At 30.2% G+C, this 20,635-nt stretch carries 22 protein-coding genes; 5 read left to right on the top strand and 17 right to left on the bottom strand.

The window, feature by feature from the left end; genetic code table 11:
* Positions 1-21: 21 nt before the first annotated feature.
* From SJY17_RS13745 to SJY17_RS13765, 5 genes are all read left to right on the top strand, one after another.
* Positions 22-1,752 carry a phospho-sugar mutase gene (locus SJY17_RS13745; protein WP_397363138.1) on the top strand — a complete coding sequence of 577 codons (1,731 nt, stop codon included), beginning with the start codon at positions 22-24 and terminating at the stop codon, positions 1,750-1,752.
* Positions 1,753-3,582: an ABC transporter ATP-binding protein gene (locus SJY17_RS13750; RefSeq protein ID WP_397363139.1), complete on the top strand. Its 1,830-nt coding sequence runs from the start codon at positions 1,753-1,755 to the stop codon at positions 3,580-3,582. It abuts the gene before it with no gap.
* A 275-nt stretch (positions 3,583-3,857) separates the two neighbouring features.
* A complete protein-coding gene (locus tag SJY17_RS13755; RefSeq protein ID WP_397363140.1) occupies positions 3,858-4,403 on the top strand; it encodes an RNA polymerase sigma factor in 546 nt (181 codons plus the stop codon).
* 33 nt (positions 4,404-4,436) lie between these two features.
* A complete protein-coding gene (locus tag SJY17_RS13760; RefSeq protein WP_397363141.1) occupies positions 4,437-4,922 on the top strand; it encodes a hypothetical protein in 486 nt (161 codons plus the stop codon).
* Between the two features lie 11 nt (positions 4,923-4,933).
* Entirely contained in the window at positions 4,934-5,377 is a 444-nt protein-coding gene (locus SJY17_RS13765; RefSeq protein ID WP_397363142.1) for a sensor of ECF-type sigma factor, read from the top strand.
* Between the two features lie 32 nt (positions 5,378-5,409).
* On the opposite strand, the gene SJY17_RS13770 is transcribed toward SJY17_RS13765, so the two are convergent.
* The 17 genes from SJY17_RS13770 to SJY17_RS13850 form a co-directional block, all read right to left on the bottom strand.
* Positions 5,410-6,525 carry an oxidoreductase gene (locus SJY17_RS13770; protein ID WP_397363143.1) on the bottom strand — a complete coding sequence of 372 codons (1,116 nt, stop codon included), beginning with the start codon at positions 6,523-6,525 and terminating at the stop codon, positions 5,410-5,412.
* Positions 6,526-6,601: 76 nt separating this feature from the next.
* Complete coding sequence (locus SJY17_RS13775; protein WP_397363144.1) at positions 6,602-8,896, bottom strand: CotH kinase family protein; 2,295 nt, start codon at positions 8,894-8,896, stop codon at positions 6,602-6,604.
* A gap of 121 nt (positions 8,897-9,017) precedes the next feature.
* Positions 9,018-9,716: an SCO family protein gene (locus SJY17_RS13780; protein WP_397363145.1), complete on the bottom strand. Its 699-nt coding sequence runs from the start codon at positions 9,714-9,716 to the stop codon at positions 9,018-9,020.
* On the bottom strand, positions 9,685-10,308 hold the full coding sequence (locus tag SJY17_RS13785) for a toxin-antitoxin system YwqK family antitoxin (RefSeq protein ID WP_397363146.1): 624 nt from the start codon (positions 10,306-10,308) through the stop codon (positions 9,685-9,687). The genes SJY17_RS13780 and SJY17_RS13785 overlap by 32 nt, the downstream gene beginning before the upstream one ends.
* A gap of 11 nt (positions 10,309-10,319) precedes the next feature.
* The gene (locus SJY17_RS13790; protein ID WP_397363147.1) at positions 10,320-11,099 is read right to left on the bottom strand and encodes a YHYH protein; all 780 of its coding nucleotides are present in this window, start codon (positions 11,097-11,099) and stop codon (positions 10,320-10,322) included.
* 77 nt (positions 11,100-11,176) lie between these two features.
* Positions 11,177-11,533, bottom strand: a complete 357-nt coding sequence (locus tag SJY17_RS13795; RefSeq protein WP_397363148.1) for an EF-hand domain-containing protein — start codon at positions 11,531-11,533, stop codon at positions 11,177-11,179.
* Positions 11,534-11,602: 69 nt separating this feature from the next.
* Positions 11,603-12,802 (bottom strand): YHYH protein, encoded by a 1,200-nt coding sequence (locus SJY17_RS13800; RefSeq protein ID WP_397363149.1) that lies wholly within the window; start codon positions 12,800-12,802, stop codon positions 11,603-11,605.
* Positions 12,803-12,821: 19 nt separating this feature from the next.
* The gene (locus tag SJY17_RS13805) at positions 12,822-13,382 is read right to left on the bottom strand and encodes an EF-hand domain-containing protein (RefSeq protein WP_397363150.1); all 561 of its coding nucleotides are present in this window, start codon (positions 13,380-13,382) and stop codon (positions 12,822-12,824) included.
* A gap of 1 nt (position 13,383) precedes the next feature.
* A complete protein-coding gene (locus SJY17_RS13810; protein WP_397363151.1) occupies positions 13,384-13,995 on the bottom strand; it encodes a hypothetical protein in 612 nt (203 codons plus the stop codon).
* A 2-nt stretch (positions 13,996-13,997) separates the two neighbouring features.
* Positions 13,998-15,005 (bottom strand): YHYH protein, encoded by a 1,008-nt coding sequence (locus tag SJY17_RS13815; RefSeq protein ID WP_397363152.1) that lies wholly within the window; start codon positions 15,003-15,005, stop codon positions 13,998-14,000.
* 1 nt (position 15,006) lies between these two features.
* Positions 15,007-15,624, bottom strand: coding sequence for a hypothetical protein (locus SJY17_RS13820; RefSeq protein ID WP_397363153.1), 618 nt, complete (start codon positions 15,622-15,624; stop codon positions 15,007-15,009).
* Between the two features lie 7 nt (positions 15,625-15,631).
* Positions 15,632-16,633, bottom strand: coding sequence for a YHYH protein (locus SJY17_RS13825; protein ID WP_397363154.1), 1,002 nt, complete (start codon positions 16,631-16,633; stop codon positions 15,632-15,634).
* 98 nt (positions 16,634-16,731) lie between these two features.
* Positions 16,732-17,457 carry a hypothetical protein gene (locus SJY17_RS13830; protein ID WP_397363155.1) on the bottom strand — a complete coding sequence of 242 codons (726 nt, stop codon included), beginning with the start codon at positions 17,455-17,457 and terminating at the stop codon, positions 16,732-16,734.
* Positions 17,458-17,571: 114 nt separating this feature from the next.
* Complete coding sequence (locus tag SJY17_RS13835) at positions 17,572-18,996, bottom strand: CotH kinase family protein (RefSeq protein ID WP_397363156.1); 1,425 nt, start codon at positions 18,994-18,996, stop codon at positions 17,572-17,574.
* Positions 18,997-19,187: 191 nt separating this feature from the next.
* Positions 19,188-19,652 carry a Spy/CpxP family protein refolding chaperone gene (locus SJY17_RS13840; RefSeq protein ID WP_397363157.1) on the bottom strand — a complete coding sequence of 155 codons (465 nt, stop codon included), beginning with the start codon at positions 19,650-19,652 and terminating at the stop codon, positions 19,188-19,190.
* A gap of 2 nt (positions 19,653-19,654) precedes the next feature.
* On the bottom strand, positions 19,655-19,969 hold the full coding sequence (locus SJY17_RS13845; protein WP_397363158.1) for a hypothetical protein: 315 nt from the start codon (positions 19,967-19,969) through the stop codon (positions 19,655-19,657).
* Between the two features lie 41 nt (positions 19,970-20,010).
* Entirely contained in the window at positions 20,011-20,589 is a 579-nt protein-coding gene (locus tag SJY17_RS13850; protein WP_397363159.1) for an RNA polymerase sigma factor, read from the bottom strand.
* Between the last annotated feature and the right edge of the window lie 46 nt (positions 20,590-20,635).

Genomic DNA, 20,635 nt, shown 5'->3' on the forward strand with positions numbered 1-20,635 from the left:
TTGCATCTAATAGTATTACCAATGAGATATATAGACCCAGAACTTTTAAAAAGAGTAAACACTTGGTTAACTCCTACATTTGATCAAGACACAAAAGATTATATAAAAAATTTAATCGCTTTAGAACCTACAGAACTTAACGAAAGTTTTTACAAAGACTTAGAGTTTGGTACTGGTGGAATGCGAGGTGTAATGGGAATTGGCACAAATCGTATTAACAAATACACTTTAGGAAAAAACACCCAAGGTATAAGTAATTATATGCACCAAGTTTTTCCTGCAGAAAACCTTAAAGTAGCCATCGCTTTTGATTGTAGACACAATAGTAAAAGTTTAGCAAAAATTGTTGCAGATGTATTTTCTGCTAACAACATAAAGGTCTATTTATTTGAAGATTTACGTCCTACTCCAGAATTATCTTTTGCGTTAAAACATCTTAATTGTCATTGTGGTATAGTATTAACTGCATCACACAATCCACCAGAATATAATGGTTACAAAGTGTATTGGCAAGATGGAGGACAATTAGTTCCGCCTCAAGACAAAAACATTATAGAGGTAATAAATAATTTGGATTACTCTGAAATTAAATTTGAATCCAATCCAGAATTAATAGAATATATAGGAGAAGATGTAGACAACGTTTTTATTGATGCTTCAGTTAAAAATGGAAGTTTTGATACACCACAAGAAGCTAAAGACAAATTAAATGTAGTATTTACTTCTTTACATGGTACATCTATTACAACAATACCAGAAACCTTTAAACGTGCTGGCTATAAAAATGTTCATATTGTTGAAGAACAGCGTGAACCTAATGGCGATTTTCCAACTGTAAAATCTCCTAATCCAGAAGAACCTGAAGCACTAAAAATGGCTTTAGAGTTAGCAGAAAAAGTAAATGGAGACATTGTAATTGGTACAGATCCAGATAGCGACAGAGTTGGTATTGCAGTTAGAGGTTTAAATAATGAGATGTTATTGTTAAATGGTAATCAAACAATGGTAATGATGACCAATTTTTTATTAAATCAATGGAAAAACAACAATAAAATTAATAACAATCAATTTATAGGAAGCACCATTGTATCTACACCAATGATGTCTGTTTTAGCAGATGCTTTTAAAGTAGAATGTAAAATTGGATTAACAGGTTTTAAATGGATTGCAAAAATGATTAAAGACTTCCCTAATCAAGACTTTATTGGTGGTGGAGAAGAAAGTTTTGGATACATGGTTGGTGATTTTGTTCGCGATAAAGATGCTGTAACCTCTGCATTATTAGCTTGCGAAATTGCTGCACAGGCAAAAGCTAAAGGCAGTTCTTTTTATAAAGAATTAATCAAATTATACACAGAACATGGTCTTTATAAAGAACGTTTAATATCTATGACTAAAAAAGGTATTGAAGGCGCACAAGAAATCAAACAAATGATGATTGATGCTAGAAACAATCCTTTACAAATGGTTAACGGATCAAAAGTAGTCAGAATTGAAGACTATCAATTATCTGAAGCCAAAAACATAATAGATAACACAAGTAAAGTATTAGATATTCCAAAATCTAATGTATTAATTTATTATACCGAAGATGGAAGTAAAATAGCTTTAAGACCAAGTGGTACAGAGCCTAAAATTAAATTCTATATTAGTGTAAACACAACGCTAGACAATGTGTCAGCATTTGAAGTTACGGAACAAAAATTGGAATCACAGATTGATGCTATTATAAAAGATATGCAACTAAACTAGATGAACTACCTAAAAAAAATATTAAAATACGCGTTACCATATAAAAAGTATGCTATTTTAAATATTATTAGCAACGTATTTTACGCACTATTTGGGGCATTATCCTTTTTTGCATTAATGCCAATGCTAAATGTTTTATTTCCTAAAGATGGTGAAACAAAAATAGTTACAAAACCAATATATAATGGTTTAAAATCATTAGGAGAGTACTTCAATAACTCTTTAGCCTATCAAATACAGACCTTTGCAGAAAATGACAAATCTAAAGCACTAATTTTTGTAATTGCATTAGTGGTTGTAACATTTTTACTTAAAAACCTATTTAACTACTTAGGACTATATTTTGGTACTTTCCTTCGTAATGGAATTTTAAAAGATTTAAGAGATGATTTATATGACAAAACAATAAATCTTCCTATTTCTTTTTACTCAGAGAAAAGAAAAGGCGATATTATAGCTAGAATTTCTAATGATGTCGCAGAGGTTAAAAACTCATTTTTGGCAGTCTTAGAAATGATTATTAAAGAACCTTTAAGCATTGTTTTTAGTATAGGTGGTATGCTTATTATTAGTGTCAAACTTACTTTGTTTGTATTCATTTTTATACCTATTTCAGGTTTTATAATTTCTGCTATCGGAAAGCGATTAAAAAAGAAATCTGCTGATGTACAAAAAGAACAGGGTATATTTTTATCTACTGTTGAAGAAACCTTAAATGGTCTAAAAGTGATAAAAGGGTTTAATGCAGAAGGGACATTTAATAGTAAGTTTCAAGACTCTACCACTCGCTATTTTAATTTTTCGAATAAATTATTAAACAGGCAAAACTTAGCGTCTCCCGTAAGTGAAATTTTAGGTATCGTAACCATATCTGTTTTACTTTGGTTTGGTGGTAGAATGGTGTTATTGGAAAACTCTTTAGACAGTGCTTCTTTCTTAACTTTTATGGGATTAGCTTATAACATATTAACTCCAGCAAAAGCAATTAGCAAAGCGTCTTATGCTGTAAAACAAGGTAATGCTGCAGCTGAACGTGTTTTAGAAATTATAGAAACAAAAAGTCCAATTGAAGATAGCCTAAATGCAGAAACCTTAGCTGGTTTTGAAAACAATATTAGTGTTGACAATATTTCATTTAAATATGAAGATGAATTAGTGTTAAAAAACTTTTCAATAACTGTCCCTAAAGGAAAAACAATTGCTCTTGTTGGGCAATCTGGAAGTGGTAAAAGTACTATTGCAAACTTAATTACACGTTTTTATGATGTAAATGAAGGTAGTATTAATATTGACGGTCAAAACATAAAAGATGTAACTAAAAACTCCTTAAGAAGTATTATGGGATTAGTTACTCAAGACTCTATACTGTTTAATGATACTATAAAAAACAATATTTTAATTGGTAATCCAAATGCATCAGATGATGATATATTAGAATCACTTAAAATTGCCAATGCTTGGGAGTTTGTTAAAGAATTACCTAAAGGTATTGAAACTAATATAGGAGATTCTGGAAATAAGCTTTCTGGAGGACAAAAGCAACGTTTAAGTATTGCAAGAGCTGTACTTAAAAACCCTCCAATAATGATTTTAGACGAAGCAACCTCAGCTTTAGATACAGAAAGTGAGCGTTTAGTACAAGTTGCATTAGAAAATATGATGAAAAACAGAACATCCATTGTCATAGCACATAGACTATCAACTATCCAAAACGCAGACGAAATTATTGTAATGCAAAAAGGAGAAATTATAGAACAAGGAACACATACTAGCTTATTGGCAAAAAATGGAATGTATAAAAAACTTGTAGACATGCAAAGCTTTGAATAACATCAATCTATGATAAATAAAAAAAGGATAAACTTAAGTTTATCCTTTTTTTGTATTCATTACTAGATTTGGGGCTAGCAACATAAATAGGTTTTACAGTGTAAACTTAAAATAAAAAAACATAACAAACAAGAAAAAAACACACTTTATCGTGTTTATTTACTTTTAAACGATATTTTTTGATTTAAATTATTGATTATCAACTAGTTAAAATGTTAAAAAAAATACACCTTATTTAATTAAACTTTTAATCTAAATTAGAGTCTAAATAGAATATGCCAAAAAACGAAGCTTCATTAATTAAGCAACTACAATCTGACACAGATAAAAATGTTGCTTTTAAAACTTTGATTTCGCTCTATAAAGAGCGTCTGTATTGGCATATCAGAAATATTGTAAAATCTCATGACGATGCAGATGACGTTTTACAAAACACTTTCATTAAAGTTTTTAAAAACATAAAAAACTTTAAAGCCGAAAGTCAATTATACTCTTGGCTGTATAGAATAGCAACAAACGAAGCCATTACACATCTTAATAAAAACGCCAAGCGAAAAAATATAAATAACGAAGAGGCTCAGGAATTAGCTATAAACAACCTACAATCAGATGTCTATTTTGAAGGTGATGCCATTCAATTAAAATTACAAAAAGCAATTGCAACCCTTCCAGAAAAGCAACAATTAGTCTTTAATATGAAATATTTTCAGGATTTAAAGTACAGCGAGTTATCAGAAATACTAGATACAAGCGAAGGTGCTTTAAAGGCATCCTACCATATTGCAGCAAAAAAAATTGAAGCCTTTTTAAAAGACAATTAAACTAATTAAGAAAAACACAGTCATAGTATTAGAATGAAAGACAATAATTTACATAATATAAAAGAAACTGGCTTTAAAACTCCTCAAAATTATTTTGAAGGATTAGAAGATCGTATTCTTACACACGCAACATTAGAGTCTTTAACAAAAAGCACTGGATTTAAAACACCAGAAGATTATTTTGACACTATTGAAACATCTGTTTTAGAAAAACTTAATAAACCAGAACCTAAAGTTATACCGCTTTTTAGAAGAAAATCAGTCTTAGCTATTTCAAGCATTGCGGCAGCTTTAGTTTTATTTTTTAGTTTAAACCTTTTTAACAATACATCAACTATTGAAATAGACCATTTAGACACAGTAACTGTTGAAGATTATTTATTAGACGAATTAGAAACAACAGACCTTAGCTTATTAATTAGCAATACAGAATTAACACAATCCCATTTTATAGACTACAACGTTCAATCTTTAGAAGATTATATTGACACAGTAGATTTAGATGAATTATACGATTAAAAATTATTACTATGAAAACATATATTTTAACAACATTAATCCTTTTATTGTCCTTTAGTGCTATTGCACAAAAAGACAGAGAAAAATTAAAGGCTTTAAAAGTAGCACATATAACAGAAGAGCTTGAGCTAACTACAAAGGAAGCTGAAGGGTTTTGGCCTATTTACAATACTTATGAAGAAGAGAAACATAAAATAATTAGTAATTCTATCTCTAAAAGAAAAGAGATAAAAGCAGAAACTTTATCTGAAGAAGAAGCTAAAGCTTTAGTTAAAGAAATGCAATTAAATGAAGAAGCAAGACTAAAAAACAGAACAGAGTTTATAGAAAAACTATCAAAAGTAATAAGCTACAAAAAGATTGTTTTGTTAATGAAAGCAGAACGAAACTTTAAACGCAAAATGATTGAAGAGTTTAAAGGCAGACATAAAAATTCTCAAAAAGAATGTCCATAACATAAAAAAGGAAGCTAATTAGCTTCCTTTTTCTATTTAAAAGTCAATTTGCTTATTCTACCATTTCCTGCAGCGTAAGCAGTACTATCGTTTAAAAAACGTAGTGTATAAAACCCTTCATCGCTTAGATGTGTCCAAGTATTTCCAGCATCATTGGTATAATCAATCCCTTTAAAACCAATAGCAACTAATTGCCTAGCATTACCATTTGGGACATATTGCACGCAGCTTCTGTAACCTGGACTTTGATTTTGACCAATTAATTGCCAAGTTTTTCCGCCATCAATGGTAATAATTTTATTTGCTGCATTATCATTAGGTTTGGTATAATCTCCACCAATTGCAAAACCATTTAGCTCGTCATAAAAATCTATACTATACATTCCTGTAGTTTCTAATCCTTGTACAATTGGTGTTTCAAATACTTGCCATGTTTTTCCTTTATCTGGCGAGAATAATATTCTGCTTGCCTTTCCTCCTGTTGCAACCCAAGTTTTATCTCCAACAATTGCAATATTAGTGTCACTTGCTGCAAAAGCAGCCTCACCTTCTTTTGCTTTTGGTAATACGTCACAAGATAACTTTGTCCATGTTTCTCCGCCATCTCTGGTTATGATTACACTCATACAATCGTCTGTTGGATCACCAATTGCGATACCTTCTTGATCATTCCAAAACTCCATAGAATCGTAGAATGCTTTTGGGTGGTTTTCTTGGTAGACTACTTTATTCTTTTCTAAATCAGCATCAAGTTTAAATAACAAAGCTGGAGAACCAATACTAAGTGCAAAAATACTTTTTTCTAAAATTGCTAATGATCTGTAATTTTGAGTTGTAGAATCTTTCAAAGAATAAAAATCATATCTATAAAAATTCTCATTATTGTTTCCATAATACCCTAAAAAATTATCCCAAATTGGTACAATTCTACCATTTGAAGTAGCATAAAAAACTACTGTATCTCTCTTCCTTATCTCCAAAGCCCTAACATTTAAAGTAGAATCCTGTAACAAAGTTTCAATTTCAACACTAGAAAAACTTTTTTTAATTGGTTTTGGTTCAGGTTTGTATTTTCCAACACCAATCCCACAACCTCCTATTCCTATTAATAAAACAGAGAAAAATATAAAGCCTAATAGTTTTTTCATTTGTATCAAATTTCTATAAAAGTAAAAAAGCTTCGCTATAATAGCGAAGCTTTTAAAACAAATAATTATAATCTGTTTAGTTTCTTACAATCTTTAAAGTTGTAGTATCATTTATATTTACCATATAAACACCTTTAGCTAAAGCAGAAAAATCTAATTCTACTTGATTACTATTTTGGTAAGTATTTTGGTATAAAACCTGTCCTAAACTATTAAAAATAGAGACTTTTTCTATAATTGCACTAGGTGTTTTAACTGTTAAAACATCACTTGTAGGATTTGGATAAACTTGTAAATTATTATCTAAATCAAAATCGCCAACTGATAAAGATTCGTTATTACCATTAAACGTTGGAGCTTGTATAACAAAACTACCTGTTCCGTTTGGTATTCTTGCATAACCCATATCTTCGGTTTGTGCTCCAAATGTTATACTTTCTATAACTGTACCATCTGCATAAGATAAGACTGCTTCTTCTCCACTTGCAGAAAACTTTAAATCTGCATGTAATCCTACTTGATCATCATCCTTATCGCACCAAACTATTAAATAACTATCTGGAGCAATTGTAGTTCCTGCAGGGAATTGCCATACCAAAGGATCTGTAGAGTCGTCTGATAAATAAAGGTTATCTAAACTAAGTGTTTGAGAAGAGTTGTTATAAAGCTCTAACCAATCATCAAATTCACCATCTTGATCTGCAACAGTAGTTCCATTAGAAGCCATTATTTCGTTAATTACTAAGTCTCCAACTGGAATTGTATTGTAGGTAGCATCAATTGTATAATACTCATACTCTGCTCTAGCTGGAGAGAATGCTCCAATATTAGTGTTTTCTGCATAAATATAATATTGCATATAGTCTGTATCTACAGTAACATCTGCACTATATACATCACCTCCTTGAGCTGTCATTAAGATTTTTGTAAAAGGTAAAGTCTCATCTGTTCTATATCCTAAATAGACTGCATTTGTATTTGTATCTGTAACATTAGCAGATATTGAAATAACATCTCCAATTGTTGGTACAGCTACAGAAGGTACTACACTACTAATAGTAGGCTGTGTATTTGTAAAATCTGTTTGAGATAATAAATAAGTCCCTCTTGCAGACATTAAATTAGTTAGTCCACAAGCTGTATTCATTCCTAAACTATAATCTGTGTTTATATTACCTGTAAACTGGGCGTCTGTATAAAACTTATTGGTATCTGCTGTTACAGCTGTAGCAATAATTGCTTGATAATCATTAGCCAGCGTTAAATAATTAGAGTTAGATATATTTTCTGTTAATATCGTTTTATAATGCGCCAAATACATTTTTTTATAAGTTGGTACTGCTAAAAGCTTAGACAACAAAGGGAAATTACTATCTGTATCGTGTAATAAATGATCTAACTGTGCTTTAGCAGTAGTAGAGTTTAGATTACCTCCTCCTCCAGGGCCTGGTCCACCACCAGTTGCTCCTGTCATACCAAATGTACCAAAGGACATATTTAAATCCCAAACTATAGAATTAAACCTTCCGTTATCATCTTTATACAAATAGTAATTTTGTTTAAACTGTCCAATGTAACTATCTAGATTAACTAAAACATTATCAAAAGCTAACATCCATAATGCTTTATCTACATCTAAAACCGTTTCTATATTTGCTATATCTGTATCTAAAATATTAGTCAATTCTATTAAATCATCCCAATGTGCTACTGCTACAGTTGGGTCTGTATCATCATCTGACTTAATCTCATATGCATCTTCATAACTTGTACTAGAAGTTCCTAAATAAGCTAAATTTGGCAAGTTAGTAGACTGTGGTCCTGCTCCATCTGGAGGACTACAGCTAAAAAACGCATTATCGTTAGAGTTAAAATGCTTGTTTACAAACGTTTTAGTGATTGCTTCTGTATTAGTATATAAACCCATTAATACACCATTAACATATACATTTGCATAATTTGCTTGAGGTGCATCCATATATTGGTTTACAATATTATAAGCTACAGTTTCTCTAACAAACGATGGATCAAACATTACATTGGCTAGTTTAATATCTTTATAGCCTTGATGATCTTGATCTACATAAGTATCTAGTTCTATATGAAAAGGGTTTTTTGTTTGGTTAGCGTTATAAGAACTGTTTCCTTTATATTTTACACCAACTTGGTTGTAAACTGTTCCATTAATAGTAACAGAAACCGCTTCTGTATAGTTATTATCACCTGCTTTTTCGGCATCTAATAAAGCGTCCCAATTGCTTTCTGCAAATACAATTTCTATAGTTTGAATTGTATTAATGTCATATAAATCCTGTGCAAACGCTTTTACGAAAACGAGTAAAAATAATGCTAATGTAATTTTCTGTTTCATTGAAATAATTTTCTATTATTTTATTTAGATGCAGAATTATAAAAAAACTTGCGTATAAAATTCAAAAAAAGCTTCACTATAATAGTGAAGCTTCTTTCTTTTAACAATCAATCAGAAATAGTTAATATTTTTCTTTTTTAAGTGCTTTTATATCTGTAATTAATTGAGCTATTGATGCTCTATTTAAGCCATTATATATACCTCTAATGTGCTTGTTTTTATCTATTAACAAAAAGTTTTCTGTATGTAAAAAATCATCAATACTTTTTTCTTCTCCTAAATCATTTTCCACAAAATAATGATCTCTGCCTAATTGGTAAATTTGATTTTTATCTCCAGTTACCAAATGCCATTTATTATTAATGACACCATTATTATTTGCATATATTTTTAAAACAGGTACTGTATCTGTACTTGGCATTACTGAATGCGATAATATTAATATTTCGTCATCATATTTAAACTCTTCCTGAATTTTCGTCATATTATTAGTCATTTTTAGACAAATACCAGGACATGTTGTAAAAAAGAAATCTGTTATATAAATTTTATTTTTAAATGTGTTTTGAGAAATAGTATCTCCTAATTGATTTAACAGTTTAAAATCTGGAATTTTATGAATTTTTTTTTCTTCTTTACTTCCAGGAGTTATCCAATAAGGTGTAAAAGATTCGTCTTGATAATAAGGTAAATTATCTACTCTACTAGTTTCTTCTACTTTTATATTTTCTTTTTTTATTTGTTTTTTACAACTTATTGTAATTATAAATAAAAAAAAGAATATGGCTTTATGATTTTTTCTTTCTAATAATATCTTCATCTTCTAGTCTATAACATGAATTTGCGCGTCGCATACCAAAAATACGACCATTTTTAGCTTCGTAATTAACATACAACTTACCGTTAGCTAACCAAGCTTTTTGAAAACCTTTTTCTTTACCATCAATTAGATTTCTATGTTTAGCTAATTGCCCTGTTGGATACCATTGTTTTTCTTCACCTTGTTTGATACCGTTTTTGTAATAAGATTCGCCAGCTAAAACACCATTTTCCCACCAACTTTTATAAGAACCGTCTAATCGATTATTTTTATAAAAAGATTCTGTCTGAAGTATTCCGTTTTTTGTCCAGTGTTTAGCAACGCCTTCTCTTCTTCCATTTATAAAACCCCATTTTTCCTGTAAGGTTCCATTTGTATAATATTTTAAAGAATATCCGTTAAAAGGTTTTTTATTATAATACCATCTTGCTTTATTTCCATTAAGAATTAATTCTTCTTTTAACACTTCAATACTATCAATTAGAATTGGTTTATCGTCATAAGTAACAACATTAATAGCCATGCTTGTTGAAGTTTCTTTACAACCAGTTATTGAAAATGTAATAAGTATTAAAAGAAGAATTGATTTCATCTTTATTTATTTTAGTAGCCTTGAAATGGTCCAGCAAAAAGAACTATTGCCTCATCATATGCGTATAATGGTGCATTATACTCTTCATTAATTATATGATAATGATAAAGTTCATCAGCTTCATATTGAGTGGTAGATGTATGTCCACCTGAGGCGTCTAAATCTGTTGGGTATGTTCCTGTAGAATTACATTTTCTTCCATAAAGAAACACACCATCTAATAATATTCCAACTAATTCATCATCATCATTAGAAATTGATTTAGGCTCTAAGTGATAGTGATATACACCTGGACCCTTATGTGCTCCATTATAATCTAAACTTCCAGCAGCTTGATCTAAATCTCCAGCTCCTTCTTGATCATTAAATATGGCAGCACCACTAACAGCTATACCAACAGTATTTAATTGTGTGTCAACAGTTGCACCTGTTAAATTTGGAGTTGCATCAACTATAAAACTTGAGGCTTCACCTGTACCTCCTCCAATATAAGTGTCTTGAGTTGTTTTTACAACACCTGCTGATGATTCATCTACATAAAGCGCATGGTCTGTCTCCCAATAAATTGATGTGTGGTTTGGAAATCCTGTTGTTTCAATATCAATTTGTGTACCATCACTAGATAAAGTAACAGTAACTGCATCTGAAAACTGGTCAAAAGCACTACTTAATTCTGTTATTCCAACTTCTTCCTCTGTTGTTGTTGTTGTTGCGTCATCGTCATTTCCACAGGAAATAAAAATAATTCCAATAGTTAAAACTGATAAAGTAAATTTAAATACATTTTTCATTGTTGTTGTTGTTGTTGTTATTTTGGTTACTAATTAGTTTAGATGCTATATAAAAAACATCTTGTGCAATTTTTAAATTAATTTCCTCCTCTTTGTGGTCTTCCTCCTTGTCCACCTCCTCTTTGTGGTTTAGGTGCATTTTCTAGTTCTTCTTTAGAAATAAAATCATCATCATTTGTATCTATTTTAGAAAACTGATCTTGTAATGGTCCTTTTACTTCATCTTTAGATAATTTACCGTCTTTATTAGCATCCATTTCAGCTAGCATTTGTGAAGCGTCTGGACGTTCTCCTCTTTCTCTTGGCTGATTTCTTTTTTCTGTCGTTTCTGTTTTTGCGCTATTACTAGTATTTGTTGTTTCATTGCTTGATTTACAACTTGTAAACCCTATTAATAGTGCTACTATTGCTAAACTAGTTAATTGTTTTTTCATTTTAATTATATTTTGTTACACATTTTTAGATGCTACTTATAAATTAAACTTGTGCTATTTAAGTTTTTTTTAACCTTTTACTGACATTGATCCAGAAACGCCATGTAAACAACCTAAAATTTGATTGCTTCCAGCATCTCCTGCGTGATAGTGATATCCTCTAATAGTATCATAATGTCCATTACATTGGTCTAAATCCGTATAAGCTTTACCGTTTATATCTTTATGTGCGTAAATCCCAAAACCATCCATTGCATAACCAAGCATTGGTGCATGTACACCTTTTTGTTTTACTTCTTTTGTTGACCCTGTCACTGCATGATAGTGATAGCCTGCATGTGGATTAACATGTCCTCCATGATCATCTAAAGGTGCAAGTGTATGAGCTGCAAGTATAGCATGTGTTGGAGCTGGTGCTTCAAAATTAACTCCATTAAAAGCAATACCAATTCCATCTCTTCCTAAGCTTGAAACGTTTTCTAAATATAAAGGCTTTACAGGTATTACGTATGTTGATTGCTTTTCTTTATAATAACTTGGTAAACATTGTACACAGTAATTATGATATTTTTCGTCTACATCTGGTCTTGCTGCTGCTTCACACTCTTCTTGTGTTTCTGTAACTTTAATAGACCCATCTTCTCTAAACAAAGCCCATTGTTCATCGTTATAAAACTCTTTTAGATTAGCTATAAAATGACCATCTACGTCATACACTTTATCATCCTTAAACCACATACCTCCTTTATCTTTACCATCATTAATATGTGTTGGACACCATGGTCCCATATTATGCTCGTTAGGTTGAGATGCTGTTGTTATAACATAACACAATGCTTTTGTCCCATTTGCAAGTGTACGCTCTTCTTTAGTAATGTCTTTAAGCATACTTTCTTTTATAAATAGTGAAGGATCTACATTAATTGTAACGTCAAAATCTTTTTGAACGTTATTAGCTATACTAGTATTTCTTGGTTCACCTCTTTCTGGTCTAGGTGCTTTTTCTAACTCCCCTTTAGATATAAAACCATCATTATTAGTATCTATTTTAGAAAAATCATTTGCTAAAGGGCCTCTTACTTCTGTCTTAGATAATTTTCCATCATTATTAGCATCCATCTCAGCTAATAAATCTTTAGTATTTGACGCTTGTCTTTGAGGTTTACTCTCTGATGTTTTATCCTCAGGCTTTGTAGTTGTTTTGCAATTTACCAACGTAATGCAAAGCACAATTAAAAGTGCAGTTGTTAATATTTTTGAAAATTCCATAATAGTACTATTAAATTAATTAGTCTTTACGTTTTCTTTTCTTCTTTTTACCTTCTTCTTTATTTTTAGAAAAAAAGGCTTTCAATTCTTCTAAATCTAATTCATTATCTTGATTAGTGTCAATCTTAGAAAAATTATCAATCAGTTTTTGTTTTCTTTTTACAGCTAATTCTAATTCGTTTAATTTTCCATTACCATCATCATCAACATCTTTAATTATTTTTTCTGGAGCAACTTTTTTAGGTCTTTTTCTATTATTTAAAGACTCTTTTAATTCTTCTAAATCAATTACCTCATCACTATTTGAATCAATCTCATCAAAATGTTCTGCTATTTTTCCTCTTTCGTCTTTTGAAGCTTCATCTTTATCTATGACCTCATCTTTATTTGTATCTAATTTAGAAAGTATTTCGGAAGCATCTGGTTTACCTCCTTTTTGTTGACCTCTGCCACCTCCTTGACCTTGTCCTCCTCCTTGTCCTCCTCCTTGTCCTCCTCCAGGAGGTCCTTGAGCGTAAACACCTATTGTCAGTAGCAATGTAAATACGGTAATTGCTATTTTAAATTTGTTGTTTTTCATTTTATTGAACTTCTTTATTTTTTTTATTTATTATTTTTTTTCCGAATAGAAAAACAGGTATTATAACAATAAACCATAAGTAATTAGTATTAAAACTACTTGTATTTGTTACCATTAAACCTTTTTTAAACACTACAGATGCAGTATAATCTTTATTTTTATTCAATACTACTTTACTTGTGTTACCATTTAACAACACAGAAAAAACCGTTTGATGATTTTTATTTTCTTTAAAAGCATTTATATCGATGTTTAGCGTTTTAAAGGTTTTAGGCAAATCCTTGACAATAAACTTAGCGTCCGTTTGATGATTTCCTAATTTTATTCCTCCTTCTGAAAGTACTATTGTTTCTCCATTAATATTTAAATTAAAATTTTCTTTTAAATATCTAACTGCTAATTGTTTGTATTCTATAGCAGATAACTCGACAACATTAGAACTGGAATAATGCTTTTTTAAAGCTTCGTTTAAACCTGTTTGACTTAAACTTATATTTAGTATACCTAAATCCTCTTTAACCTCAAGATAATACATTGCAGATAATGGATTATGTGCTTGTATATTTTTAATGGAGATGATTAAAAAGAATAAAAGGAAAACTATTTTTTTCATTTTTATTGAAACACAAAATTATTTGTTGCAGCTACACCTTTTAAGCATTTTGGTACGTTTGGTGCTTCCGTATTACTCGCTACATAATGATATACTCCATCTGGAAATTCTGAAGTTACAGCAGTAATTCCGCCACATTCATCTAAACCTGAAGGTTCTGTTTGGTAAGCATAAATTGGAAAACCGTCTTTAGCAAAACCAATAAGCTTAGTATCTGAAACTTGATCTATTATTGTACAGGTTACATCATCTATATTATTAGCGTCTAAAACTTGATTGATAGTTTCTGCTACAAAATGCCAGTGGTAGTAACCAGCAGGATCGTGATGACCTCCACAAGGATCTATAGAAGGAATATTACCTCCAGAAATCCCTGGCTGACCTGGACCATTAACTACAGATGGTGGATCACCATTAATTGGAACACCATCTACAGAAACACCAATTAGCTCGACCGTATCAATAACATTATTACTTGTTGCAAATACTGGCGAAGCTGGTATTAGAAAAGTTAATTGCAAATTATTATCTGGAGCTGCAGCAAGACAATAAGCATAATCTGCATTTGTAGCTCCAGAAGCAAAATCATCAATATGTATATCTCCATTATCATCCACAATATCATAACCATCGGCTTCCATTGCATTAAACAACTCTGCTTTCATAACCTGAAAACCAGGATTTGTTGCTCCATCATAAATACCTAATCCACCTATATCATTAATTGTTGTAGGACAATATGGACCATTGTCTACTGGATTACTAGAAAACACTAATTGATAACATTCTCCTGATGAGCCATCTTCAAGTGTGCAATCAACTATTTCGTAAGAAATTAATGATGTAGAGTTAAAGTAAGCTTCTTGTATCAAAGCTTCAGTTAAATCATCATTACCATCAGCTGAACTAGCATCATCACTACTATTGCAAGCGGTAATAGACAACATAGTTAAAACCACAATAAAGCCAATTGACTTTAAGTTTGTAAAGATTATTTTATTTGTTTTCATATTAGTTATTTGAATTACTTTTCTTTTTTGTTTTAATTATGTATAATAAACCTAATAGAAGTACAACTAATAGTGCGTAACCCATGTTAGCAGAAAGAAAACTAGCTTTGTTTATAGTTTCTAAAACAAACTTATTATCATCTATTACTAATTTTAAAGTATGATTGTTTTTATTATTTAAAGTGAAATGTTCTTTATTAAAACCTTCTTTTAAAAACACTAAGGCGCTTTTATTATTATGTATATCCTTGAAAGCACTATTTTTAATATAGACCTTTTTTATATCTGAAGGTACACCAAGGACTTCAAAAATAACTTTGGTTTCATGACCTAATTTTACCATCCCATTGCTTAATGTGATAGCTTGATTGTCATTGAATTTAATGTCGAAATTATTTTTAATGTGCTCTAAAACCATTTGTTGAAACTCCTCTGGCGTTTTATATTCAGCAAAGTGTGTTTTTATTTCTTGCTGAAAAGCAGTTAACGATGCACTAATTTGTAAAACCCATTGGTTATCGTCTTTTTCAACCAACATTGTGGTCGAAACATCTGGATTGTGAGCAAAACCAATCATTGCAAACAATCCTATAAATATTGATGTAAAATACGTTTTCATCTGTTTTTTAATTGACTACGTAAGCGCCTTTTAAACCATTTATAAAATTGTTGTTACCAGCATAATCTACGTGGTAATGATATCCTCTTGTATCATCAGTATGACCAAGTAAAGTATCTAAGTCGGTATATTCATTACCATTTGCATCTAAATGCTCATGAATTCCATGTCCATCTAAGGCGTAACCTATTAAAGCTGAATGACCATCTGTTTGCTCTATTTTAGTACTTAAACCTGTTGCTGCGTGATAGTAGTAGCCTTGATTTACGTTAATATGTCCTCCTGCATCATCAAAAGGTGCTAAAGTATAGGCACCAAGAATATTATCGACTGGTGCTGGTGCTGAAAACTCTATTCCATTTAAAGCAATACCACGAGTTGAAGGCGCAGTATTACCAGGTCCTCCAGGTCCTGTTGCGAAAAGCGCAGCATTGGCTTGAGCTATAGGTGTTATTGGTATTAACCACGTTTGTGTTAAATCGGTTACATAAGTTGGTAAACATTCTACACAGAAATTTTCGTAGGCTGTTCCAACATTAGGATTTGCGGCATTGATACAATCGTCCTCGGTTTCGGTAACGTAAATATCACCATTGGCATCATACATTTGCCATGTTGTATCGTTATAAAATGTTGCCATATTTTGAACAAAAGCACCATCAACATCATAAACTTCTCCTCCTTCTAACCAGATTCCTCCTGCAGACGCATCGTCTGATATATTGTCTGGACACCAAGGACCAACCACATGGTCAGTAGGGATACTACTTGTTACTATTTGGTAACAATCTGTTGAGGTACCATCTGATAAAGTGCAAGGAACAGTTGTGATGGTTACTGAACCATCAGTTGTTGTAAAATAAGATGAATTTACATCTACAACGGTTGATGTATCTGTCTCAGAATCAGAATCGTCTGAAGTTGTTGAGTCATCATCATTATTACAAGCTACAAACCCAAATAAAATGGCTAATAATAGTAATGTAATTCTTAAAGAGGTATTTTTCATCGTTATTATTTTTAATTGTTATTATTTAGACGTGCTTTTTTTAAATTACTTGTGCTGAATTTTAATTTTATATATATTAATTTAATTCTTTATTAAGTTTAAAGGCAAGTAGTCTTGTTTTTTTTTCTGAGATCAATACCATTATTTAATTGTATCTGAGTTTGTAATAATTGATCAATTACACTATTTTGATAATCTTTACTATTTAACAATTGGTAATAATTTGACTTTTGACCAAACAACTTAATGTTTTTATAGTTTTCATTATCATTAGGAAGTAAATCTACTAACGATATATGTTTTTCAATTATAGGTTTTATCCTATTTTCTACTATATTATTAATTTTAGTTTCTTGATTTTCAAAAATTATTAAACTACTTGGGTAATGTGATATTAAATTGGCTAACGAATCATTTTCTAGAAACTGAAATTTATCTGTCATATTTACAGAGCTTAACGATTCATCTCTCAAATTAGTAGTCTTAAACTTTATTTGAACAATTAAATCTTTAACTTTTTGGGTTAGATTATCTGGATGCTGACCAACATAATTCAATGCACTTTGTAAAGTCAAAATGGTGTTACTATAGCGAACTATAGTTTTGTCTAACACATTTAAATTAGTATTTAATTCTTCATATAAACTCTCATAAATTTTTACTTGTACTATTTTATTCTTTCTAATTTCATTTAAACTATTAATTTTCCATGCAATTAAAATACCAATAACAATTAATAAAATTTCTCCAAAAGCATATAACGTATAACTTTTAAATTTACCTGAAACTATTAATTTTTTTCTAATTTTTCTTAATACTTTCATCGATAAAATTTTATTAAATAGGTTAGTCAATTTAAAGATTGAAAAGAAAAACTCCATGACATTACATCATGAAGCTTTCACTACTAATCAACCAAAACTATTTTCTTTATATTTTTAATTTAAATAATTATTTACTGCTGCTTCACGAGATGTGACGTGGGCATTTAAAGTATTTACTGCTGTTTGAAATTCTGAACTATTATTTAAAAATGAATAGCCTGAAATTTCTGATGTCGCATAAGGCTCTATTAAAGCTGAATATGTTGCATATTGAGATTGAATTGCACTTACATTAAATGCGTCATCTACTACTTCTTGTACATACGTATCATATTGCGCTTTATAAACATCATCTGCATATAAATATCCAATTAATGGCCACTCACTACTACTTAATCCTGAAAAATCTAACGGTAAAGATCCACCCATATTACCTGTTTGTAACGCTTCGTTATTATCCCAAGGAATCCATGTTAATTTACTTGTATCAGGATTGTTATACAGATAATAATTATGTGTCATACGACCATAGGTGTCCCAGTTTTGAATTACTGTATTTGCAGCCAAGTATTTTAAAAACACATCGGTATCTAAAACAGCATCTAGGTTAGTCCTCCATGCTGCAGGATCTGTTGTTCTACTATTATCATGTAAAATTGATAATAAGCTTGATACATCAGAAAAATCTGCTTCATCTTCATTATTTTTCTTTACAAATTCATCTTCATCATAAGTACCAGATGCAAAACTAGCTGCATCACCATCTGGTTTATATAAATTACCATCATCATCTCCAAAATAATCATCTAAAAGGGTATCTTCAACATCTTCAACCATTGTATATAAACCAAAATACTCAGGTCCATCTCCATGATCTACATACAATGTATAAAAAGCAGTACGAGAACCTGCTAATCCAGCATTTCTAAACACATCTCCAGCAACTTTTTCGCGTAACATTGACTTGTCATTATAATTGTTTTTTAGATGTAATTTTTTGAATCCATAAAAACGTTGATTATCTATTTGTGGATAATCATCTTCAAACTCATCAAAGTCTAGTTTAAATGATAGTTTTAAAATTCCGTTAGACCAAGAAGATGCTAAACTAGAGTTACCTTTAAAACGGATACCTACTCTGTACCATTCTAGTCCTTCATAAAAAACTTCTGCTGGTACAAAAATAGGGTCTTCTTCATCACCAGAAAACGAACCATTACCAGTTCCAAATGTTCCGTAAGTATCTGTCATATCGTCAAGCATACTTTGCCAACGAGCTTCGGTAACAACAATGTCAATTCTTTTTACTGCTTCATCTTCAAATACCTCATCAAAATCTGGGTCTACATCGTTACTATGCGTCGCTTCTGTCCAATCTGAGGCTTCAAAATCTGTGTCATCAACCTCTTCTACATCTTCACTCTCCTCTTCTGTTACTGATGTATCATCATCGCTACTACAAGCATTAAAACTTAAAGTTATAGCACTAAAAATAAATGCTACAAATAAAAAAATTATTTTTTTTCTTAGGTTTTTCATAATTCTTGGTTTTTAATTATATGATTAAAATTCATTTTTTCTATCTTTTTATATAAGATTGAAATCAAGTTAGATATATAGTTTTAGATGAATAAAAGACAAACAACATGTGCTTGACTTTGTTAAATAAAACACAAAAAAAAGACCTTAGTAAAACTAAGATCCTTTTCAAACTATTAATCAAACTTATATTATTCTCTTGGTCCTCTTGGTCTCTTCTGCCCTTTATCATTAAATCGTCTTGCTTTTTTTATAATATCATCAAAACGCTTTTTTTGTTGATCATTACAGATTTCATAAATACTTCTTAACTTTAAAAACATTTCTTTTTCTATAAGTATTTCTTTATTAGCTATTAAAGTAATAAGACTATCTATTTCAGTATTATTAATCATAGATGCTGTAATCTTATTAGATAGTTCATCTTTAATGTTTTTAACACCATCACCAATTGCTTCCATCTTTTTATGATGTGCTTCTTCAAGATCATTAAATTGTTTTAACTGTTCATCATTAAAATTTAATTCTTTAACAATAAAGTCACCAGATTCTTTTGGTCCTTTATGGTTTGGTCTACCTAAATAATTAAATAAGAAAAAACCATTAATTATAATTAAGACAAAAAGTAACACATATAAAATTGTATTTTTTTTCATGATTATAAATTAAAAGTTGATGATTTTGACTCTGCAGATAATCCATAATCTGTAGCAAAAGTTGAAATAGATTCGTTATAACTAGAATTTTTTATTTGTCTTATAGCATAAACATTTATCGCTAAAACACAAACTAAAGTTGCTAATTGCAATTGAGGTGTAAACCAACTCCAAATGGAAACAGTTTCTTCTTTTTTAGAGAACATACGTTGCAAAGTCTTGTCTTTAAAAAAAGGCGAAACATTAACTTGCTGAATACTATCCATAGCGTCGAACGTATTCTCTATTTGTTGTTGTATGTTTTTATTTGTTTTCATAATTCTAAATTTTAGATGCAGTTTTGCTAAAAAACTTGCGTCTAATTGTGATTTTTATAAAATTCGTGTAAAATAACTTGTAAATTCTTTTTTGCCCTAAATAATAAAGACTCAATAGATCCTATACTTTTATTAGTGATTTCACTAATCTCCTTATAGCTTTTATCATCTATTTTATTTAATGTAAAAACTAATCGTTGTGTCTCTGGCAATTTGTTTATTGCTAAAAATATAGTATTACTAGTTTCTTTTTGCTCTAATACTAATCCTGGATGATTAATCTCTGTAAAATAACTAGCTTTATCTAAGTTATAATCATTACCAGATAAGGATTGTAAAAACGCAAAACGTTTTTTTGCATTTCTTTTTCTTATAAAACCTAAACATTTATTAGTGGTAATCCTATAGATCCAAGTAGATAATTTAGAATCTCCTTTAAACTTATGAATAGAATTAAATACCTCTACAAACACCTCTTGAGCAATATCTTCTGCATCTTCTTTATTTGGCACAAAAGACAAGCAAGTTCCAAATACTTTTTGCTGAAAATCGTCTAACAGCTTACTATAAGACGCTCTGGTTTGGCTTTTTAATTGTTCTATAAATTCGGTTTCTGTCAAAAAATGCTAGGTATTGTTCTTAACTATGTTTAGATGCAAATAACAA

It is taken from the genome of Olleya sp. R77988, assembly GCF_044594215.1.
In the GTDB taxonomy this organism is placed as follows: Bacteria; Bacteroidota; Bacteroidia; order Flavobacteriales; family Flavobacteriaceae; genus Olleya.

Coding starts and splice junctions, on each gene's coding strand:
- SJY17_RS13775 (WP_397363144.1), bottom strand. CDS start 8,896: ATGAAACAGAAAATTACATTAGCATTATTTTTACTCGTTTTCGTAAAA.
- SJY17_RS13790 (WP_397363147.1), bottom strand. CDS start 11,099: ATGAAAAATGTATTTAAATTTACTTTATCAGTTTTAACTATTGGAATT.
- SJY17_RS13770 (WP_397363143.1), bottom strand. CDS start 6,525: ATGAAAAAACTATTAGGCTTTATATTTTTCTCTGTTTTATTAATAGGA.
- SJY17_RS13830 (WP_397363155.1), bottom strand. CDS start 17,457: ATGAAAGTATTAAGAAAAATTAGAAAAAAATTAATAGTTTCAGGTAAA.
- SJY17_RS13800 (WP_397363149.1), bottom strand. CDS start 12,802: ATGGAATTTTCAAAAATATTAACAACTGCACTTTTAATTGTGCTTTGC.
- SJY17_RS13755 (WP_397363140.1), top strand. CDS start 3,858: ATGCCAAAAAACGAAGCTTCATTAATTAAGCAACTACAATCTGACACA.
- SJY17_RS13760 (WP_397363141.1), top strand. CDS start 4,437: ATGAAAGACAATAATTTACATAATATAAAAGAAACTGGCTTTAAAACT.
- SJY17_RS13805 (WP_397363150.1), bottom strand. CDS start 13,382: ATGAAAAACAACAAATTTAAAATAGCAATTACCGTATTTACATTGCTA.
- SJY17_RS13780 (WP_397363145.1), bottom strand. CDS start 9,716: ATGAAGATATTATTAGAAAGAAAAAATCATAAAGCCATATTCTTTTTT.
- SJY17_RS13765 (WP_397363142.1), top strand. CDS start 4,934: ATGAAAACATATATTTTAACAACATTAATCCTTTTATTGTCCTTTAGT.
- SJY17_RS13835 (WP_397363156.1), bottom strand. CDS start 18,996: ATGAAAAACCTAAGAAAAAAAATAATTTTTTTATTTGTAGCATTTATT.
- SJY17_RS13825 (WP_397363154.1), bottom strand. CDS start 16,633: ATGAAAAATACCTCTTTAAGAATTACATTACTATTATTAGCCATTTTA.
- SJY17_RS13845 (WP_397363158.1), bottom strand. CDS start 19,969: ATGAAAACAAATAAAAACATACAACAACAAATAGAGAATACGTTCGAC.
- SJY17_RS13820 (WP_397363153.1), bottom strand. CDS start 15,624: ATGAAAACGTATTTTACATCAATATTTATAGGATTGTTTGCAATGATT.
- SJY17_RS13810 (WP_397363151.1), bottom strand. CDS start 13,995: ATGAAAAAAATAGTTTTCCTTTTATTCTTTTTAATCATCTCCATTAAA.
- SJY17_RS13815 (WP_397363152.1), bottom strand. CDS start 15,005: ATGAAAACAAATAAAATAATCTTTACAAACTTAAAGTCAATTGGCTTT.
- SJY17_RS13785 (WP_397363146.1), bottom strand. CDS start 10,308: ATGAAATCAATTCTTCTTTTAATACTTATTACATTTTCAATAACTGGT.
- SJY17_RS13745 (WP_397363138.1), top strand. CDS start 22: ATGAGATATATAGACCCAGAACTTTTAAAAAGAGTAAACACTTGGTTA.
- SJY17_RS13795 (WP_397363148.1), bottom strand. CDS start 11,533: ATGAAAAAACAATTAACTAGTTTAGCAATAGTAGCACTATTAATAGGG.
- SJY17_RS13840 (WP_397363157.1), bottom strand. CDS start 19,652: ATGAAAAAAAATACAATTTTATATGTGTTACTTTTTGTCTTAATTATA.
- SJY17_RS13750 (WP_397363139.1), top strand. CDS start 1,753: ATGAACTACCTAAAAAAAATATTAAAATACGCGTTACCATATAAAAAG.